Origin of the sequence: Bradyrhizobium sp. CCBAU 51753 (genome assembly GCF_015291565.1) — a bacterium.
Lineage (GTDB): Bacteria > Pseudomonadota > Alphaproteobacteria > Rhizobiales > Xanthobacteraceae > Bradyrhizobium > Bradyrhizobium ivorense.
The window spans coordinates 3248258-3266622 of sequence record NZ_CP030037.1 but is presented as its reverse complement, the minus strand read 5'-3'; the positions used below and the strand labels follow the sequence as shown (position 1 = coordinate 3266622).

15 protein-coding genes are annotated in these 18365 nt (G+C 63.9%); 7 read left to right on the top strand and 8 right to left on the bottom strand.

The window, feature by feature from the left end:
• Position 1 precedes the first annotated feature (1 nt).
• The 4 genes from XH93_RS14525 to XH93_RS14510 form a co-directional block, all read right to left on the bottom strand.
• Positions 2–634: a TetR/AcrR family transcriptional regulator gene (locus tag XH93_RS14525; protein WP_194474044.1), complete on the bottom strand. Its 633-nt coding sequence runs from the start codon at positions 632–634 to the stop codon at positions 2–4.
• Between the two features lie 222 nt (positions 635–856).
• Entirely contained in the window at positions 857–1963 is a 1107-nt protein-coding gene (locus tag XH93_RS14520) for a nitronate monooxygenase family protein (RefSeq protein ID WP_210340484.1), read from the bottom strand.
• A gap of 97 nt (positions 1964–2060) precedes the next feature.
• Positions 2061–3206 (bottom strand): acyl-CoA dehydrogenase family protein, encoded by a 1146-nt coding sequence (locus XH93_RS14515; protein ID WP_194474043.1) that lies wholly within the window; start codon positions 3204–3206, stop codon positions 2061–2063.
• 15 nt (positions 3207–3221) lie between these two features.
• Positions 3222–4427 carry an ABC transporter substrate-binding protein gene (locus tag XH93_RS14510; protein ID WP_194474042.1) on the bottom strand — a complete coding sequence of 402 codons (1206 nt, stop codon included), beginning with the start codon at positions 4425–4427 and terminating at the stop codon, positions 3222–3224.
• Positions 4428–4699: 272 nt separating this feature from the next.
• Between XH93_RS14510 and XH93_RS14505 the strand changes: the two genes are divergently transcribed.
• On the top strand, positions 4700–6313 hold the full coding sequence (locus XH93_RS14505; protein WP_194474041.1) for an AMP-binding protein: 1614 nt from the start codon (positions 4700–4702) through the stop codon (positions 6311–6313).
• A gap of 42 nt (positions 6314–6355) precedes the next feature.
• Here XH93_RS14505 and XH93_RS14500 read toward each other — a convergent pair whose 3' ends face one another.
• Positions 6356–6994 (bottom strand): TetR family transcriptional regulator C-terminal domain-containing protein, encoded by a 639-nt coding sequence (locus XH93_RS14500; RefSeq protein WP_194474040.1) that lies wholly within the window; start codon positions 6992–6994, stop codon positions 6356–6358.
• Between the two features lie 265 nt (positions 6995–7259).
• Between XH93_RS14500 and XH93_RS14495 the strand changes: the two genes are divergently transcribed.
• The 5 genes from XH93_RS14495 to XH93_RS14475 all read left to right on the top strand — a co-directional run bounded on the left by XH93_RS14495 (position 7260) and on the right by XH93_RS14475 (position 12210).
• A complete protein-coding gene (locus tag XH93_RS14495; protein WP_038387982.1) occupies positions 7260–7466 on the top strand; it encodes a ferredoxin in 207 nt (68 codons plus the stop codon).
• A 64-nt stretch (positions 7467–7530) separates the two neighbouring features.
• Positions 7531–8757: a cytochrome P450 gene (locus tag XH93_RS14490; RefSeq protein ID WP_194474039.1), complete on the top strand. Its 1227-nt coding sequence runs from the start codon at positions 7531–7533 to the stop codon at positions 8755–8757.
• 81 nt (positions 8758–8838) lie between these two features.
• Entirely contained in the window at positions 8839–10161 is a 1323-nt protein-coding gene (locus XH93_RS14485; protein WP_194474038.1) for an MFS transporter, read from the top strand.
• A gap of 12 nt (positions 10162–10173) precedes the next feature.
• A complete protein-coding gene (locus XH93_RS14480; RefSeq protein WP_194474037.1) occupies positions 10174–10836 on the top strand; it encodes a sulfite oxidase-like oxidoreductase in 663 nt (220 codons plus the stop codon).
• 153 nt (positions 10837–10989) lie between these two features.
• Complete coding sequence (locus tag XH93_RS14475; RefSeq protein ID WP_194474036.1) at positions 10990–12210, top strand: bifunctional alpha/beta hydrolase/OsmC family protein; 1221 nt, start codon at positions 10990–10992, stop codon at positions 12208–12210.
• Positions 12211–12382: 172 nt separating this feature from the next.
• On the opposite strand, the gene XH93_RS14470 is transcribed toward XH93_RS14475, so the two are convergent.
• Positions 12383–13837: a PLP-dependent aminotransferase family protein gene (locus tag XH93_RS14470; RefSeq protein WP_371815115.1), complete on the bottom strand. Its 1455-nt coding sequence runs from the start codon at positions 13835–13837 to the stop codon at positions 12383–12385.
• A gap of 75 nt (positions 13838–13912) precedes the next feature.
• On the opposite strand from XH93_RS14470, the gene XH93_RS14465 reads away from it, so the two are divergent.
• Positions 13913–14839, top strand: coding sequence for a DMT family transporter (locus XH93_RS14465; protein WP_194474035.1), 927 nt, complete (start codon positions 13913–13915; stop codon positions 14837–14839).
• Between the two features lie 97 nt (positions 14840–14936).
• On the opposite strand, the gene XH93_RS14460 is transcribed toward XH93_RS14465, so the two are convergent.
• Positions 14937–16262, bottom strand: coding sequence for an adenylate/guanylate cyclase domain-containing protein (locus XH93_RS14460; protein WP_194474034.1), 1326 nt, complete (start codon positions 16260–16262; stop codon positions 14937–14939).
• A gap of 123 nt (positions 16263–16385) precedes the next feature.
• The gene (locus XH93_RS14455) at positions 16386–18116 is read right to left on the bottom strand and encodes an adenylate/guanylate cyclase domain-containing protein (RefSeq protein WP_194474033.1); all 1731 of its coding nucleotides are present in this window, start codon (positions 18114–18116) and stop codon (positions 16386–16388) included.
• Positions 18117–18365 lie beyond the last annotated feature (249 nt).

Genomic DNA, 18365 nt, shown 5'->3' with positions numbered 1-18365 from the left:
CCTACGCCTGCTCCTCGGCCGCCTTCAGCGCGATGGTGAGCGCCTGCTTGGTCTGCTCGACGATCTCGTCGGCCAGTTCCTCGATGCTGATCTGGGCGACCTCACCGGTGAGCAGCCCCTGCTCGGCCAGCATCACGATGCCGTGCAGGCCGGCCCAGATCTTCAGGGCCTGCCGCTCGCGCAACAGCCCGACGGCCGGGGCCTCGAACGACTCGATCAGCAGCGCCAGCGTTTCCATCGCCGCGGTGTGCAGCTCGCTGCCCTCAGGCGCGCAGGCCATGGTGCGCGAAGCAAACATCAGACGGTAGATGCCGTGGCGCTGCAGCCCGAACGCAAGCGACGCCTGGGCAAAGCGCGACAATTTCGACCCCTTGCCCGGTGCCTCGATCACCTCGCGCATCATCACGTTGAACTGCCGGAACGCTTCCGCCGTCACCGCCTGCAGCAGCGCGTCGCGGTCGGCAAAGTGCCGATAAGGCGCCGGCTGCGACACGCCGAGCTGCTTGGCCAGCGCCTTGATGCTGATCGCTTCCGGTCCGCCGAGCTCGACCTCCTGCAGCGCGGCCTGGATCAGGGCCTCGCGAAGATCGCCATGGTGGTAGGTCTTGAACGGCTTGCGAACGATTTGTCCCATTGCGGCACTGGTTAAGGGAGTCCGGCAGTCACGGATGGCGATCATCATGCCTGCGTATTCAGGCACTTAGCCTTCCTTAACAGCAATTAAGCAGGAAACGCGAAATGACGCTACCCATTCCCGGCATCGCCGAGGTGGATGGGTTAACGGGGTCCGCCCTGGTCCCAGAAGGACGCCGGTTTCCGTGGCGGAGCAATTAGATAGCCAGCAGCCGATGCTGTCCTAGGCCTTCTCGCCGAGCGCCTTCAGGACCGCGAGACATTCGCATTTCATGCCGGCCATGATGTCGCGGACAGGCTGCTCCTGCTTGATCCGGCCGACAATCTGCCCGGACATGTAGCCCATGTAGTCGACCGCATTGGCGAGCTCGAGCCGCTTCAGCGCGGGGGCAACCAGCAGCTTCTGGGCGGCGAGCGGCAACGGCTGCGGCGCGCCGGGCGCGTCCCAGGCATCGGTCCACTTGCTGCGCAGGCCACGCAACGGCTTGCCGGTGTCGTACTTGCGCTGAATCGCGTCTTGTGACCGCGCCGCCAAAAACCGCTTGCGCATGTCGGGCGACAGCTCGCTCTGCGACGAGCCCAGCCAGATGGTGCCGCACCAGACGCCCTCGGCGCCGAGCGCGAAGGCGGCGGCGACGTGCCGCCCGCTGCCGACGCCGCCTGCGGCAAGCACCGGGATCGGCGCGACCGCGTCGACCACGTCGGGCCAGAGCACCATTGAGGAGATCGTGCCGGTGTGTCCGCCCGCCTCGCTGCCCTGCGCCACGATCAGATCGACGCCCGCCTGCACATGCTTGAGCGCATGCTCGGCGCTCCCGGCCATCGCGCCGACCTTGATGCCGCGGCTGTGCAGCCGATCGACGACATAGGCCGGCGGCGCCCCCATCGCGCTCAGCACGAACTTCGCCTGCGGATGGCGAACCACGATCTCCAGCACCTCGAGCACGCCCTCTTCGGTGTGACCATGGCCCGGCGGCTTCTCGCGCAGCATCTCCGCTTCGACCTCCGGCGGCAGCGGCGGAATTCCGGCGTCATCCAGCAGCTTCTCGACGAAGTCGATATGCTGCTTCGGCAGCGCCTTGAGGCGCTCCGACATCGGAACCACCTGACCGACCTTGTTGGCAAACAGCACGTCGATGCAGTACGGACGCCCTCCCGTCTTCGCATCCATGTCGGTCAGGATGCGCTCGAGCTCGTCCGGCTGATAATAGCTTGCCGCCAGCGCGCCCATGCCGCCGGCATTGGTCACCTCGATCGCGACTTCCGGCTTGTGCGTGAAGCCGAAGATCGGGACCTCGATCCCGAACATCTCGGTGATACGATTCTGCATGTGCGTTCCAGTCTTCAATTGATGCGCGACGTCAGAGCCTGGACTCGCGCTGTCGTTTCTTCGTCCACTGCCATTGCCTGCATCGCCTCGTTGATCATCACAACGCGCGTGCAATCAGCTCCTTCATGACCTCATTGGAGCCGCCCCAGATCTTCTGGATGCGGCCGTCGCTCCACATCCGCGCGATCGGATAGTCGAGCATGTAGCCGTAGCCGCCGTGCAGCTGCATGCAGTTGTCGATGATCTCGCACTGCTTCTCGGTCGCCCACCATTTCGCCATCGCGGCGGTCTCCGCATCGAGCGTTCCGGCGATCAGCCGCTCGATGCAGCTCTCGACGAATGTGCGGGTGACCGACAGGGCAGTCTTGGCCTCGGCCAGCACCATCCGCGTGTTCTGGAATTCGATCAGCCGTTTGCCGAACACCTCGCGCTGCTTGACGTAGGCGACGGTTTCATCGAGCGCGGCTTCGCTCAGAGCGAGCGCCTGCATGGCGATATTGATGCGCTCCTTGGCGAGTTGCTCCATCAGCTGATAGAAGCCGCGGCCCTCGACAGCGCCGAGCAGATTGTCGGCCGGCACGCGCGCATCGTCGAAGAACAACTCCGCGGTGTCCTGGGCCTTGAGGCCGACCTTGTCGAGTCGGCGGCCGCGCCGGAACCCGGCGGTCTTCTCGGTTTCGACGACCAAGAGGCTGAAGCCGCGAACGCCGTTCCCCTCGGTCGTATCGGTCTTGACCGCGAGGCAGATCAGATCGGCGGTATGGCCGTGGGTGATGAAGGTCTTCTGGCCGTTGACGATGTAGTCGTTGCCGTCGCGGCGCGCGTGGGTCCTGATCGCCCTGACGTCGGATCCCGCGCCCGGCTCGCTCATGGCGAGCGCGGCAACCAGATCGCCGCACGCCATCCGCGGCAGCCAGCGGCGCTTCTGCGCCTCGGTGCCATATTGTGCGAAATACGGCGCAAGGATCACGTTCTGCAGCGGGATGCTGAAATCGGGAAACGCGATCCGCGCCAGCTCCTCGATGATGACGGCCTCGTGCCAGAAATTGCCACCACCGCCGCCAAACTCTTCCGGCGCACTGGCGCAGAGCAGACCGAGCGCGCCTGCCTTCCGCCACAGATCGCGGTCGATGTATCCTCTCGTACGCCATGCATCCGCATTCGGCGCGACCTGATCCGTCAGGAAGCGGCGAACATTCGCACGGAAGAGATCGAGTTCGGCGCTATCGCGCGTCGCGGTCATGCACTTGGTCCGCAATCATTGACTGGCGAGCGGGCAACCGCCCTGGTCGAGCGGCCGCACCGCCTTGTCGGCAGGGATCACGGCGATCTGCTTGTAATAGTCCCACGCGGCCTTGGATTCCTTCGGCGACTTGACCTCGAACAGATAGAGGTCGCGCAGCACGCGGCCATCGGCGCGGAGCTTGGCGTTGTGCGACATGAAGTCGTTGATCGGCAGCTCCCGCATCTTGGCCATCACCTTGTCGGGATCCTTCGAGCCGACCGCCTTGACCGCCTTCAGATAGTGGTTGACGACGCTGTAGGCGCCGGCCTGCACCTGCGTCGGCATCGCCTTCATCCGCTCGTAAAACCGTTTTGCAAATGCGCGCGTCTCGTCGTTCTGGTCCCAATAGAACGCTTCGGCGACGATGATGCCCTGGGAGTCCTTGAGGCCGACGCCATGGATGGCGTCGATCGTGGCCATCAGCGCCGCAAAACGCTGGCCCTGCGCCTTCAGGCCGAACTCCTCGCCCTGCTTGAGCACGGTTGCGAGATCGGCGCCGGCTTCGACGACGCCGATCACCTTCGCCTTGGAGGACTGCGCCTGCAGCAGGAACGACGAGAAATCCGTGGCGCCGGTCGGCGTGCGCACCGAGCCGATCACCGTGCCGCCGCCGGCCTTGACCGCGGCCTTTGCGTCGCCTTCGAGGCTCGCGCCGAACACGGTGTCGTTGGTCAGGAAGAACCAGGAGTTTTCACCGCGGCTGACCAGCCCGCTGGTCGGCCCGTGCCCCAGCGAATAGGTGTCGTAGGTCCACTGCGCGACATAAGGTGAGCATTTCGCGCCGGTCAACTCCGAGCTCGCCGCCGCGTTGAACAGCGCCAGCTTCTTCCTGGTCTTGGTCATCTCGGCAATCGCCAGTGCAAGACCGGAGAACGGCACGTCAATGATCGCGTCGACATTCTCCTCGTCGTACCACTTCCTGGCGATCGCGACGCCGACATCGACCTTAAGCTGGAAATCCGCGGAGACGATCTCGACCGGCTTGCCGAGCACGAGCCCGGCATCCTCCGCGGCGAGCTTTGCCGCCTCGACACTGCCGCGTCCGCCGGCCGCGGAATAGACCGACGACTGGTCGCCGAGGACGCCGATCTTGATCGGGGTGTCTTCGCCCGCCAGCACGGCCGCCGGCCCCGCGACGAGTAGCGCCATGACCACCGCGCCCGTCCATCTCCAAAGCATCCGCACCTCCCCGCCATTGTTTGATTATTGGCCTTCCATTGCCATGATGGCATAATTTGTCGGACGTTCAACAAAAATATTGTTGCCTTCTTTCAGGGCCGCCTTAGGATCGGTCTCGACGCCAGAATAAAGCGGAGGCCAACGTGCCTGCCCGCACGGAGGGAACCCGCACGTCGATGCGTTCCATCGAAAGACCAAGACGGCGGCTCGTTGGAATCCGGCCTGGCTCGAGCACCGGACCTGCGAGCAAGGAAGCGGAAGAAGGACGACAGGTGGCCGAGACGATCTTCGAAGCATTTCGCGCGAGCGTGGCAGCGGCGCCGCGCAATGCCTTTATCTGCGTTCCCGCCGGCACGTCCTACGCATCCGACGGACTGGAATGGACCTACGACGAGGTCATGCAACTCGTTGCGCCGCTTGCCGAACGCTACAGGCAGGCGGGATACGGGCTCGGGCACCGCGTCGCCCTGCTGGTCGAGAACCGGCCGGACTATTTCGTGCACCTGCTCGCGCTCAACGCCGTCGGCGCGAGCGTGGTGCCGGTCAATCCCGACCATCGGCACGCCGAGTTGCTCTACCAGATGCAGCACAGCGGCGTGGTTCTCGCGGTCACCCTTCGCCACCACGTCGAGCGATTGACGGCGGTCGCGCGCGAACTGGCGGACCAATTCGCCGTCGTCACCGCGGAAGAATTACCGGAACGTTTGCCCTCGCCGTCACGACCGGCGGCATCGGGATCGCTGGATCGGACCACCGAGGCCGGCGTGTTCTACACATCCGGCACCACCGGCCGCCCCAAGGGCTGCCTGGTCACCAACGACTACTGGCTCTCCGCCGGCGAATGGTTCTTCACGCTGGCAAACAGCGGCGGCGGCTTTTCGATCGAGCCGGGCACCGATCGCTTGTTCAATCCGATGCCGGTCTTCCATGTCCACGCCGGCGTCGTCGCGCTGATGCCGATGCTGCTGTCGCAGGGCTGCGTGATCCGACCCGAGTATTTTTCGGCGAAGCGCTGGTGGAACGAGGTGTCGAGCAGCCGCGCCACCATCGTTCACTACATCGGGGCCGTGCCGCAGGCATTGGTCGCGCTGGAACGATCCGCCGACGAGCGCGCGCACAAAGTCCGGTTCGGCTTCGGTGCCGGCATGGAGCCCGCCATTCACCGCGAATTCGAACAGCGCTTCGGCATCCCCCATCTCGAGGTCTGGGGCATGACCGAGGTCGGCCGCTGGACCGCAAACGATCACGAGCCGCGGCCGATCGGCGTCCGCGCGATCGGACGCGCCGTTGCGCCGCTGCAGGCCAAGGTGATCGACGAAGATGGCCGCGACGTTGCCGCAGGAGCCGAGGGCGAGCTCGTGGTTCGACTGGCGGGCGACGATCCGCGCAAGGGCTTTTTCGCCGGGTACCTCGACGACGAAGCGGCGACGGAAGGCGGCTGGCGCGGCGGCTGGTGGCATTCGGGCGACGTCGTCCGCCAGGACGAAGGCGGCATCATCTATTTTGTCGACCGCCGCAAGAACATGATCCGGCGCTCCGGCGAGAACATCGCCGCCACCGAGGTGGAAACCGTGCTGTGCAGGCATCCCGGCGTCGCGCAGATCGCGATCCTCGCCGTACCTGACGAGAAGGCAGACGAAGAAATCTTTGCCTGCGTGGTTCCTGCCTCCGGCCGCACGGCAGATCGTGTGCTTGCCCACGACATCGTCGATTACTGCAACACGCAGCTGGCCTACTACAAGGCGCCGGGCTGGATGCTGTTCATGGACCGTATGCCGGTGACAGCAACGCAGAAGATCAACAAGGCACAGATCTTCGAGCCCGGACTGGATCCGCGGACGATCGTCGGAACGATCGATCTGCGCGCGATGAAGAAGCGCAGGTAGGGACAGCCGTCAGCTTGGCATCGGGCGATGCACGCCGCGCCCCTATGATTTGCCCGGCTTGCGAAAGAACGCATTCAGCAGGTCATGGCAGGCCGCCTCGCCTTCCGCTGACGACACCGTCTTTGGATCGGCAGCCCAGCCGGCCCACATCCCTTCGGTGAGTTGCGTCAGCGTCATCGCCAGGCGGTCGGCGTTGATCCGCACACCGCGCGCGTCGGCGGCGCGCCGCATCAGGTGCGCCAGTCCACGGCGGTACGGCCGGTAGAGTTGCTGGTAGATCTCGGCGAGCTCGGGAGACCAGTGCGACGTGCTGGCCAGCGCGACCCAGACCAGCACGCGTTCAGGCGTGAACACCGGCGCACTGAAGCTCGCGGTCACCACGGCATGCAAACGATCCAGCGGGTCCGGGCCCGCCGCTTCGGCGGCAGACCGCGTGGCCTGCTCGAAATCCTTCGCCACCTCGCCGACGGCGTGCAGCAGCAACGCATCCTTGCCCGGGAAGTAATGGCCAATCAGGCCACGCGAAAAGCCGGCGGCCTCGCAGATCGTCGCAACGGTGACATCCTTGTAGCCGTGTTCGGCAATCGCCTTCATCACCGCGACCACGAACTCCTGCCGTTTCAGCCCCTGATCGGACGATCCCACCGGACGCCCCCGCGGCCGCTTCTCCTCCTTTTGCAAGCAGCATTCTCCTTGTCAGGCACAGGCACGCGCAGCCTGATGACTCCATCACCCGAATTTGTTTGAATGTCCATCCAATTCCGGACGCCTTCGAGGCGATTGAATTTTTGCTTGACGGATAAGCGAAGCGATAATGTAATATGATATAACTTGGCGGAGCTGCCCTGCAATTCGCCCAAGCAAGCCAGAACTTGCAATAAGCTTTGGGAAATGAGGAACCGGCGCGCCCCGTTTTGCGCGCGAGAGCCTGAGGGAGAGCGCTTGCATGTCCAAGCTGAAAATCCGCGTCGACCAGGACAAATGCCAGGGTCACGCCCGCTGCAAATCACTCGCCCCGGAGCTGTTCGAACTCGACGAGTACGGCAACGCCCATGAGGTCGGCGACGGCACGGTGCCGGCCGGGCTCGAGGACAAGGCGTGGCTGGCGCAGACCAACTGCCCGGAAATCGCGATCGAAGTCACCGAGGAATAGCACCGAGCGGCGGCGGCCGCGCCGCCGGCCCCCGCGTTTGATCGAACGAGAAGGAAACGAGCCGATGTCCGATTCCCCGTCCGCAAGCTACCTGCCCGAACATCCCCCGGTCACCGACTGGGTCAATGATTTCGACCACACCGATCCGGTCTGGACCGAGGATCCGTTTCCGATCTGGGAGACGCTGCGTTCCGCCTCGCCGGTGGTGCACACCGAGCGTTTCCTCGGCTGTTACATGCCGACCACCTATCAGGCGGTGAAGGAGATCGCCTACGACACCGAGCATTTCTCCTCGCGCCGGGTCATCGTGCGCGACGTCCGCCCCGACATCACCGCCCGGGCGCCGCCGATCACCTCCGATCCGCCCGAGCACAAGCCGGCCAAGCAGGTGCTGCTGCCGCCGTTCACACCGGATGCGATGAAGCGGCTGGAGCCGCGGGTGCGCGCGATCTGCAATGAGCTGATCGACGAGTTCATCGCCGATGGCGGCTGCGACGCCGCGGCGCGCTACACCAAGCACATCCCAGTGCGCGCCATCGCGCACATGCTGGGCATCCCCGAGAAGGACGGCGACCTCTTCATCAAGTGGATCCACCAGATCCTCGAGCTCGGCATCAAGGACGACAACGAGCTGATGAACGGCGTGCGCGAGATGACCGGCTACTTCATGGCCCATCTCGAGCAGCGCAAGCTCGAGCCGGGTGACGATCTGATCTCGCAGCTGCTGCGGGCAAAGGGCCCGGGCGGCCAACCACTCTCCGACGAGCACGTGCTCGGCTCGCTGCGGCTGCTCTTGATCGCCGGCATCGACACCACCTGGAGCGCGATCGGCTCCTCGCTCTGGCACCTCGCGAGGACGCCCGCCGATCGCGAGCGGCTGGTCGCCGAGCCCGCGCTGATGCCGACCGCGATCGAGGAATTTTTGCGGGCCTATTCGCCGGTGACGATGGCGCGCGAGGTGATGAAGGAGACCACGGTCTCCGGCTGCCCGGTGAAATCGGGCAACATGGTGCTGCTGTCGTTCCCGGCGGCGAACCGCGACCCTGCGATGTTCCCCGACGCCGACAAGGTGGTGATCGACCGCAAGGAGAACCGCCACGCCGCCTTCGGCCTCGGGATCCACCGCTGCGTCGGTTCCAATTTGGCGCGGATGGAGATGACGGTTGCGATCGAGGAGTGGCTGAAGCGGATCCCGGATTTCCGCCTCGACCCGGCCGGCAAGGTGACGTGGTCCGAAGGCACGGTGCGCGGCCCGCGTCAACTGCCAATCCTGTTCGGCAAGCCCGCCTGAGGCGGCAGCTCGAGCAGTTACATCGCCTACCCGATGGGGTAGCTTGCCCGGAATCGAACCGACGAGTCCGGGAGGCACCGCATGACCGATCAAACCGCTCAGCCCGCGAGCGATCATCTCGACATCCAGGACGTCGAGCGGCGGGTGAAGGCGATCTTCATCGGCTCGGTCGGCAATCTCGTCGAGTGGTACGACTTCTACGCCTATACGGCGTTCGCGCTGTATTTCGCCCCGGCGTTCTTCCCGCACAGCGATCCTGTCGTGCAGCAGCTCAACGCGGCGGTGCTGTTCGCCGCGACCTTCCTGATGCGCCCGCTCGGCGGCTGGCTGTTCGGCTTCATCGCCGACCGCTACGGCCGCCGTTTGTCGTTGACGCTGTCGGTGGTCTGCATGTGCTTCGGCTCGCTGATCATCGCGGTGACGCCGACCTATGCCAGCATCGGCATTGCCGCGCCGGCGATCCTGGCACTGGCACGCATCATCGAGGGCCTCAGCTTAGGGGGCGAATATGGCGCCAGCGCCACCTATCTCAGCGAGGTCGCCGATCCCAATCATCGCGGCTTCTACTCGAGCTTCCAATACGTCACGCTGATCGGTGGTCAGCTCACCGCGATCATCGTGCTGCTGCTGCTGCAGAAGGTGTTCTTGACGCCCGAGGAGCTGAAGGCCTGGGGCTGGCGAATTCCGTTCGTGATCGGCGCCCTGCTCGCGGTCGTCGCGGCGGTGATGCGGCGTAGTCTGCATGAGACCGAAGCCTTCGTCGAAGCCAAGAAAGTCTCCAAGCCGACCGGCTCGATCGTCGGCCTGTTGAACTATCCGCGCGAATTGCTGCTGGTGGTCGGCCTCACCGCCGGCGGCACCGCGGCGTTCTACACCTTCACCACCTACATGCAGACCTTCGTGAAGCTGTCGGTCGGCCTGACCGAGGATCAGACCACCTTCGTGATCTTCGGCTCGCTGATCTTCGCGACCATCCTGCAGCCGATCTATGGCGGGCTGTCCGACCGCATCGGCCGCAAGCCGCTGCTGATCTTCTTCGGTCTCGTCGGCACGATCTCGACCGTCCCGATCCTGACCACGCTGAAGGAGACCAAATCGCCCTTCATCGCCTTCCTCTTGATCTGCGGCGCCTGGATCTTCGTCGCCGGCTACACCTCGATCAACGCGATCGTGAAGGCCGAGCTGTTCCCGACCAACGTCCGCGCGCTCGGCGTCGGCCTGCCCTATGCGATCACGGTGTCGATCTTCGGCGGCACCGCGCCCGCGGTCGCGCTGTATTTCAAGAGCGTCGGGCACGAGGACTGGTTCTACTACTATCTCAGCGGCATGATTTTCCTGTCGCTCATCATCTATTCGACCATGCGCGACACCAAGCATGACTCCGCGATGCAGCGCCACGAGTAGCGGAGCACGCCGATGACCGACGACAACGAGCCGCCCGAGAGCAAGCTGACGCGCAGCAAGCAGCGCTGGGCGCGCGAAGCCAAATTCCTCACCGGCAAGATCACCCGGCCGGAAGAGCAGCGCCTGCCGCCGGGCCAGCATCTGACCCGCGACTGGCCGGTGCTCGACCTCGGGATGCTGCCCAACGTCACGCAGGAGCACTGGCGGCTCGACGTCTTTGGGGCGGTCGAGCAGACGATCTACTGGACCTTTGCGCAATTCCAGGCGCAGCCGCAGACGCAGTTCGTCTCCGACATCCACTGCGTCACGACCTGGTCGCGCTACGACAATCAGTGGGAAGGGCTTGCCACCCGCGACCTGCTCGCCGCCTGCCGGCCGCGCGAGGAAGCGCGCTTCGTCGTGCTGCATTGCTATGACGGCTATACGACGAACCTGCCGCTCGAGGATTTCGCCGCCGAGGACGCGCTGCTCGCCCGTAGCTGGTCGGGCAAGCCGCTGGAGCACGAGCATGGCGGCCCGGTGCGCCTGGTGGTGCCGCATCTGTATTTCTGGAAGAGCGCCAAATGGCTGCAGCGCATCGAATTTTTGGCCGACGATGCGCCGGGGTTCTGGGAGGTCCGCGGCTATCACAATCGCGGTGATCCCTGGACCGAACAGCGCTATTCTGAAGACTGACTGTCCTCACCTCTCCCATAGGGAGAGGTCGGCGCGAAGCGCCGGGTGAGGGGTTACGGTCCCTCGATAGAGCGAAACCCCTCACCCGAATTTCTCGCTATGCTCGAAATTCGACCTCTCCCTATGGGAGAGGTGAAACCTCCGGAGACCAAGATGCCGCACGAACGCTTTCAATTCACCGGTGTGGGCGGCCATCAGCTTGCCGCCGCGCTCGATAGCCCCGACGGCCCGATCAAGGCCTATGCGCTGTTCGCGCATTGCTTCACCTGCGGCAAGGATGTGCTGGCGGCCAAGCGCATCGCGGTCGCGCTGGCGGCAAAGGGCATCGCGACGCTGCGGTTCGATTTCACCGGCCTCGGCTCCAGCGAGGGCGACTTCGCCAACTCGACCTTCTCATCCAACGTCGCCGATCTGGTCCGCGCCGCCGACCACCTGCGCGAGACGCGGCAGGCGCCGGCGATCCTGATCGGCCACAGCCTCGGCGGCGCCGCGATCCTCGCGGCCGCAGGGCAAATTCCCGAGGCGAAGGCGGTCGCGACCATTGCGGCGCCCTCCGACCCCGGCCACGTCACGCATTTCTTCAAGGATCAGATCGAGGACATCCGCGCCCAGGGTGAAGGCCAGGTCTCGCTCGCCGGCCGCCCCTTCCGCATCAAGCGCGAATTCCTCGACGACGTCGCCGAGCACAATCTAATGGCGCAGGTGAAAGCGCTGCACAAGGCGCTGCTGGTGATGCACTCGCCGACCGACGACACCGTCGGCATCGACAACGCCACCAACATCTTCATCGCGGCCAGGCATCCCAAGAGCTTCGTCTCGCTGGCGGGCGCAGATCACCTTTTGAGCGGCAAGCAGGACGCCGCCTATGTCGCCGGCGTGATCGGCGCCTGGGCCGAGCGCTACATCGACCTTGCCGCACAGCCGGCGGCCGAGGCCGCGACCGGCCCGCGCAACGTCGTGGTGCAGGAGACCCGCGCCGGCAAGTTCCAGCAGATCGTCACCGCCGGCCCGCACCGCATGCTGGCCGACGAACCGGTTACGGTCGGCGGACAGGACTCCGGTCCCGGTCCCTATGATTTCGTCCTCGCCGGGTTAGGTGCCTGCACCTCGATGACGATGCGGATGTATGCCGACCGCAAGTCGCTGCCGCTCGATCGCGTCACCGTGACGCTGACCCACAGCAAAATCCATGCGCAGGATTGCGCGGAATGCGAGACCCGCGAGGGCATGCTCGACCAGATCGACCGCGTCATCAGGATCGAGGGCGCGCTCGACGCCGAGCAGCGCAAACGGCTGATGGAGATCGCCGACAAGTGCCCGGTGCACAAGACGCTCACCTCGGAGGTGCGGATCGTCACCAAGGCGGCGGAGTGAGCCTGCGGCGCGGCGGGATCGGCCGCCCGGTAGCGCGCGCAAACAAAAATGCCGAAAAACAACCCCATGCAAAGTAGCCGGCGGCCGCGCCGGCGATCGCCAAAAGGCCACTTGACACGTCGGGCAACTCACCGATATTCTTCCAATATTCCGAAATCGTGCAGGTACCTCTCTACCCGCGCGCGACGCGCTTGCCGGTCAGGCAGTGCGCCATGGTCCGTACCGCGGCGCCGATCTCGTTCTCGCGCCAGGCCGCGAAGCCGAGCAGCAGGCCGAAATCGTGCGGCCGCTCCAGCGCAAGGCTCGACAGCGCACGCACCTCGACGCCGGCCGCGACCAGCCGCGTCACCGCGTCCCGGTCGGCACGGCCGTCCTTGAAGCGGGCGATCAGCTGCATCCCGCCTGGAGGGATCTCGGCCGCCAGCACCGCGCCGAGCTGCCGCGCCAGCACTGCCGAGAGATGGTCGCGGCGTGAGCGGTAGATGCGCCGCATCCGCCTGACATGCGCCAGAAAATGCCCGTCGGCCATGAAATCGGCCAGCGCCTCCTGGACATGCACGGAGGCGATCAACCCGAGATGCCGCTGCGCGATCTCCATGGTCCCCGCCAGCTGCGGCGGCACCACCAGATAGCCGATGCGGATATCGGCGGTCATCGCCTTGGCAAAGGTGCCGAGATAGAGCACGCGCCCGTCGCGATCGAGCCCCTGCAGCGCCGGCATCGGCCGGCTGTCATAGTGAAACTCGCCGTCGTAATCGTCCTCGACGATCCATGTCTTGCCCGGCTCGGCGGCCGCCAACAGCTCGGTGCGGCGCGCCACCGGCATCAGCCGTCCGGTCGGATGCTGGTGCGACGGCGTCGTGAAGATCAGCTTTGGCGCCCGCCTCTCCCCCGCGCGCGTCATGCCCCATTGGTCCAGCCGGATGCCGACAACATCGGCCCCGGCCGCGCGAAATGCCGCTGCGGCGCCGGGATATCCAGGGTCCTCGGTCCAGACCGCATCACCTGATATCACGGTGGTGGCGGCGATCAGCGTCAACGCCGCCTGCGCCGTCGGCAGGATGAGGATCTGATCGGCCTCGGCGCGGACACCGCGGTTGACTTCGAGATAATCGCGCAAGGCTTCGCGCAAGCTCGGCCGATTGATCACGGTCTGGTCGTTGAAGCGCCGGCGCAGCGCGCTGCGGCGCAGGCAGCGCGCCCAGAGCTCGTGCGGAAACTCGCGGGTGTCGGCAAGTCCCGGACGGAGCGGCCGGACATTTGCTTGATATGACAGCGGCCAGTCGGTCTCCGTGAGCCGCAAAGCCCAGGGCGATAACAGCGGCTTGCGCCCGCCGTCGTGTCTTGGCACCGGCGCCGCCCTGACGAACCGCTCCTCGATATCGTCGGTCACCACCGGCCGGCGTCGCGCGGCGATCCGCAGATAGCCTTCGGCTGCGAGCTGCTCATAGGCGTGCGTGACCGTGTTGCGCGCCACACCGAGCTCGGCGGCGAGCTGCCGGCTCGACGGCAGCATGGCGCCGCGCCGGATCCGGCCGCTCGCGATCAGCCCGCGGAGCTGCTGCGTCATCTGCGCGACCAGGCCCGCGGCATCCGAGCGCTTCAGTACGAGCAATTCGGCGAGAATCACTTTGGCTCTAACTGGCTCTCTGGTTCTGTCCAATCTGGCCCTTTCGAGAGAGCCAGTGCGATCCTATTCACAATGCGTGTCGCCCGCAAGGAAGCAGCCGTGAATCAGTCCCTCTCCCCCGCCAAGGCCGCCGCCCTGTTCATCGTCGTGGTGCTGGCCTGGGGCATCAACTGGTCGGTGACGAAATCGCTGGTCCAGGCGGTGCCGCCGCTGTGGACCGCATCGATCCGGAGCTGGGTCGCGCTGAGTGCCTTGCTGGTGATCCTGCGCGCCAGCGGCAACCTGATCATTCCGCGGATCGCCGATATCCCGGTCGTGCTCAGCGTGGCGCTGCTGCACATGACCTTCTTCTCGACGCTGGTCGCCACCGGCCTGCGCTATCTGCCGGCCAGCAAGGGCATCGTGCTCGGCTACACCACGCCGCTATGGGTGGCGCTCGCCGCCGGCGCCGCGCGGACCGAGCGGCTCGGCGCGCTGAAACTGGTCGGCGTCGCCTCGGGGCTCGCCGGCCTCTGCGTGATCCTCAACCCGGCATCGCTGGACTGGAGCAATCTGCATGTCATCGCCGGCGCCGCAATGATCATTCTGGCCGCGATCTGCTGGGCCGCGAACATCATCTACATCCGTTCGCACCGCTGGATCGCGACTCCGCTGCAGCTCCTGCTGTGGCAGGTGCTGGTGGCAACGATCGTGCTGACGATCACAGCGCTGGTCACCGAGGGCGTGCCCGACGTGATCTGGTCGCCGCACCTCGCGCTGCTGTTCCTCTATTCCGGCTTCATCGGCACGGCGCTGGCCTACTGGGCGATGTCTGTTGTCAACAAGAGCCTGCCGGCGCTGACGACCTCGCTCGGCACGACGGGGACGCCGATCGTCGGCATCGTGACCGCGGCGCTGCTGCTCGGCGAGCCGATCGATCTCTCGCTGGCGATCGCCGCGGCGCTGATCGTCGGCGGCATCGCGCTGAGCTCGCTCGCGGACGCGCCGTCGCAGGCGTAATTAGGGCCTGCATATATTCGTCACGTCCGCTTCGATCTCGGGAGCCGACGTCGAAGCCGCCATCGCTGTATGTCGGCCTTGGGCCAGAAGCGGACATCTAAGCGGTCGCCGCAAACAAGTCCCAACAGCCAGGTATGCCCTTTAGCTCATGCGAACCGCGATCAGAGAATTTGAGGCCAGCGCCGGCGACGAGATCGGTAACGACCCTCGAAACAAGAACCTCGCTGGGTTGACATTGTGCCATGACGCGCGCCGCTGCGTGGACGGCTATGCCGCCAATATCCCCATCACGTAGCTCGATCTCGCCGGTGTGAAGACCAGCTCGAAGCTGGATGCCGAGCTGCTCGGCGGCTGATCTAAACGCGAGGGCGCTCCGCACTGCTCGCCCAGGGCCGTCGAACGTCGCCAGAATGCCGTCGCCGGTCGACTTAACCAAGTTGCCACGATACTTCTCGACGATTTGCTTCGCTGTCTCATCGTGGCGATCCAGCAGCCGGCGCCAAGAAAGGTCCCCCATCTCAGCCGCGTTCCGGGTCGAATCGACAATATCGGTAAACAGCACCGTTGCCAGAACCCGCTCGACTTCGTTTGAAGCGTGTTCTCGGTGTCCGGTAACAAACTCCTCGATGTCTCCGAGCAGCGGCTCAGTATTGCCAACCCAAAATGCGTGACCTTCGTCTTTGTACTCAATGTACTTTGCGTTTGGGATGCGGGCCGCCAAATCTCTACCAAGATCAACGGAGAGCATCGGATCAAATTCTCGATGAAGCACGAGCGTCGGAACGCGAACGCTCCCAAGTATCGATCTCACATCTATTTGAATGTTCATTAGCTGGATCGCGCGGAAAGCGCCTGGGCTGGCTGAAAGCCGTTCGAATTTTGCAAATTGGGCAATGACCTCCGGCGTGTGCAATCGAGCCGGAACGATGATCTTTAGCAAGGACCCGTCACCCCAAAGGGGCATGCGCTTCGCGATCATCGCTTCAAATGTATTGGCGTCGTATTTGTCGGCAAACCGAGCGAAGCCGCCGTACAAAATTAGACGAGACACGCGATCTGGATGCGCGGCCGCGAACATTACTCCCATTGCGCAGCCTTCGGAGAATCCCATCAGTGTTGCTTCGCGAGATCCGATCGCATCCATCACTGCGCGTACGTCGTCGATCCGCTGCTCCAATGATGGCGCCTCAGAAATGCGATCGGATAGTCCCTGACCACGCTTATCAAAGGTCACTACTCTCGCGAAAGTCGCTAACCGACGCAAAAACGCTGTGTATCCCGGCAGCTCATGCATGTACTCGATGTTGGAGACAAAGCCGGGAACCAAGATGATGTCGGTCGGTCCATCGCCCATCGTTTGATAGGCGATGCTCACATCTCCGCTGGTTGCATACCGGGTAACCGGCAAAGCAGGTGCTTCCATTTCCGCCACCGTAAAACATAAAGGAACGACCGAAGCATATCAGGTTTCAGACGTGCCGCCATCGCTGCATGTCGGCCTTGGGCCAGAAGCCCGACCTCGCAGCTCGTAGGTAGACGCTCCTGTTCACGATGGCAAACCAGCCTTGCGCAGAGCGACGTGATACTTTTGCCAGCCAGGCGCATCGCGCCCTCCGCGAGAAATTATATCGAGTGACATTGCCGGAGCAATTCGCAGCGCCTGCTCAACTTGCTTCTGCGCCCTGGATTGGTCGCCGGACTCTGCAAGAGCGGCGGCCAAGTAAAGGTGATTGTCAAGAGAGTTCGGATTGACCTGCAGTCCCTTTTGAGCGCTGGCAATGGCACGCGAGAAATCACCCGCTGCGAAATGACATAGCGTTTCGGCGGCAAAGAACTGGCACGCCATTGGATCCCGCGGGCTCAAACGAAAGGCTATCTCTGCCTGTGCCAAGCCATCCGCGGGTCGATCTAGACTGGCGTAGCCCAATCCAAGTAACGCGCGTGCCATAGCGAGATTTGGATTAAGTTGAATCGCTCTTTCCAAGAGAGGAACGCCAGGTAGAACTCGGCCCATAAACCAAGACGCGCCACCGACGAGGAACAACACGGTAGGATCGTCGCTTTGCAGACTTACCGCTGACTTGATGTCCTGAGAGGCTTGTCGTGCGTCCATTAACCAGTCACGTCCCCATTGCATATACGACCGATAAGCGAGCGAAAATGCCCTGAGTCCAAACGCTAAACCAAATTCCGGGTCGAGCTTTGATGCGCGATCAGCTAGATCATTAGCGTTTGAGATGCTCTCTCGCGTAAACGTCGCGAGCGCCATCATTCCACGCGCTACAAGTCCCCAGGCGTCTAGATTGGTTGAAGAAGAGCGCTTGAATGTCCCGGCCTCGGCTGCAAGGACCTCGGGATATACCGCGCCCACGATACCGCTCGTTACCTCATCCTGCACAAGGAAAAGGTCACTTAACTCTCGATCAAAGCGATCGGCCCAGAGCGTCTTGCCAGTCCGCGCCTCGATCAATTGGGCCGTGACACGAACTCGATTGGCAGCCTTTCGGACGCTGCCTTCCAAAATGTACCGGACGCGAAACTGTCGAGCGAGCGATGTCGGGTCCGACAACCCGACCTTCAAAGAATCGGTCGAACTCTTCGCGATGACAAAGAAGTCTCGAGTTCTTGAGAGCAACGCAATGATGTCCCCCGTCATGCCGTCCGCAAAATACTCCTGATCTGAATCGCCGCTGATGTTCTTGAACGGCAGCACCGCTATCGAGGGCTTGTCGGGGAATGGGTGACTTGAAGCGTCAACCGCGTGCGCAGCGCTTTTGGGAAGCGCCGCAGACCGTGCAGCGTAGAGCCGTACCGCTCGGTCGATGTTCTTAAGCGCCCGCTCCCCGAGGTCAACGAACGTGAACTCAGTCTTGCCTCGTATCTGTTCAAGCGCGTTGCTCGAGAGGCAGACACCGCCTGGTTCGCATTCGCTCTCAACGCGTGCAGCGATATTGACGCCGTCGCCGAAAATGTCGCCGTCATCAATGATCACGTCGCCGACGTTGATGCCTATACGAAATGTGATCTGGGGCTGATCCTGATCGCGCTTCGCCATCAATTCCTGCACCGCCATCGCGCAGGTCACAGCGTCCACCGAACTGGCAAATTCAACCAGCAAGCCGTCGCCGGTGGTCTTCACGATCCGCCCATTGTGGCGAGCTATTGCTGGGTCGAAAATTTCACGACGAATTGCCTTTAGGGCTGTCAGAGTACCGACCTCATCCGCTCCCATTAGCCGGCTATAGCCTGCCACATCAGCCGCCAAGATGGCCGCCAACCGCCGCTCTATCCTCTCATCAGCCACGGGGTCCTCACCAACTTTGCCGTCCGGGCATAAGATCATAGGAGGGCGCTTCGGGCCAGTCCTCCGTCTCTGCGGCTAAGGTGGGACGTCGGAATTGGGTCATAGGCCGCCGATAACTACCGAACTGGGCAACTTCCGCTTTATGACTGGAAGCCGACGGTTATGAGTACACGCCCTAGGCCGTCGCGAGCGGCCTCACCCGTAATGCACCGCGCAGGCCGG

Coding starts and splice junctions, on each gene's coding strand:
- XH93_RS14525 (WP_194474044.1), bottom strand. CDS start 634: ATGGGACAAATCGTTCGCAAGCCGTTCAAGACCTACCACCATGGCGAT.
- XH93_RS14520 (WP_210340484.1), bottom strand. CDS start 1,963: ATGCAGAATCGTATCACCGAGATGTTCGGGATCGAGGTCCCGATCTTC.
- XH93_RS14515 (WP_194474043.1), bottom strand. CDS start 3,206: ATGACCGCGACGCGCGATAGCGCCGAACTCGATCTCTTCCGTGCGAAT.
- XH93_RS14510 (WP_194474042.1), bottom strand. CDS start 4,427: ATGCTTTGGAGATGGACGGGCGCGGTGGTCATGGCGCTACTCGTCGCG.
- XH93_RS14495 (WP_038387982.1), top strand. CDS start 7,260: ATGTCCAAGCTGAAAATCCGCGTCGACCAGGACAAATGCCAGGGTCAC.
- XH93_RS14490 (WP_194474039.1), top strand. CDS start 7,531: ATGTCCGATTCCCCGTCCGCAAGCTACCTGCCCGAACATCCCCCGGTC.
- XH93_RS14485 (WP_194474038.1), top strand. CDS start 8,839: ATGACCGATCAAACCGCTCAGCCCGCGAGCGATCATCTCGACATCCAG.
- XH93_RS14480 (WP_194474037.1), top strand. CDS start 10,174: ATGACCGACGACAACGAGCCGCCCGAGAGCAAGCTGACGCGCAGCAAG.
- XH93_RS14475 (WP_194474036.1), top strand. CDS start 10,990: ATGCCGCACGAACGCTTTCAATTCACCGGTGTGGGCGGCCATCAGCTT.
- XH93_RS14465 (WP_194474035.1), top strand. CDS start 13,913: ATGCGTGTCGCCCGCAAGGAAGCAGCCGTGAATCAGTCCCTCTCCCCC.
- XH93_RS14460 (WP_194474034.1), bottom strand. CDS start 16,262: ATGGAAGCACCTGCTTTGCCGGTTACCCGGTATGCAACCAGCGGAGAT.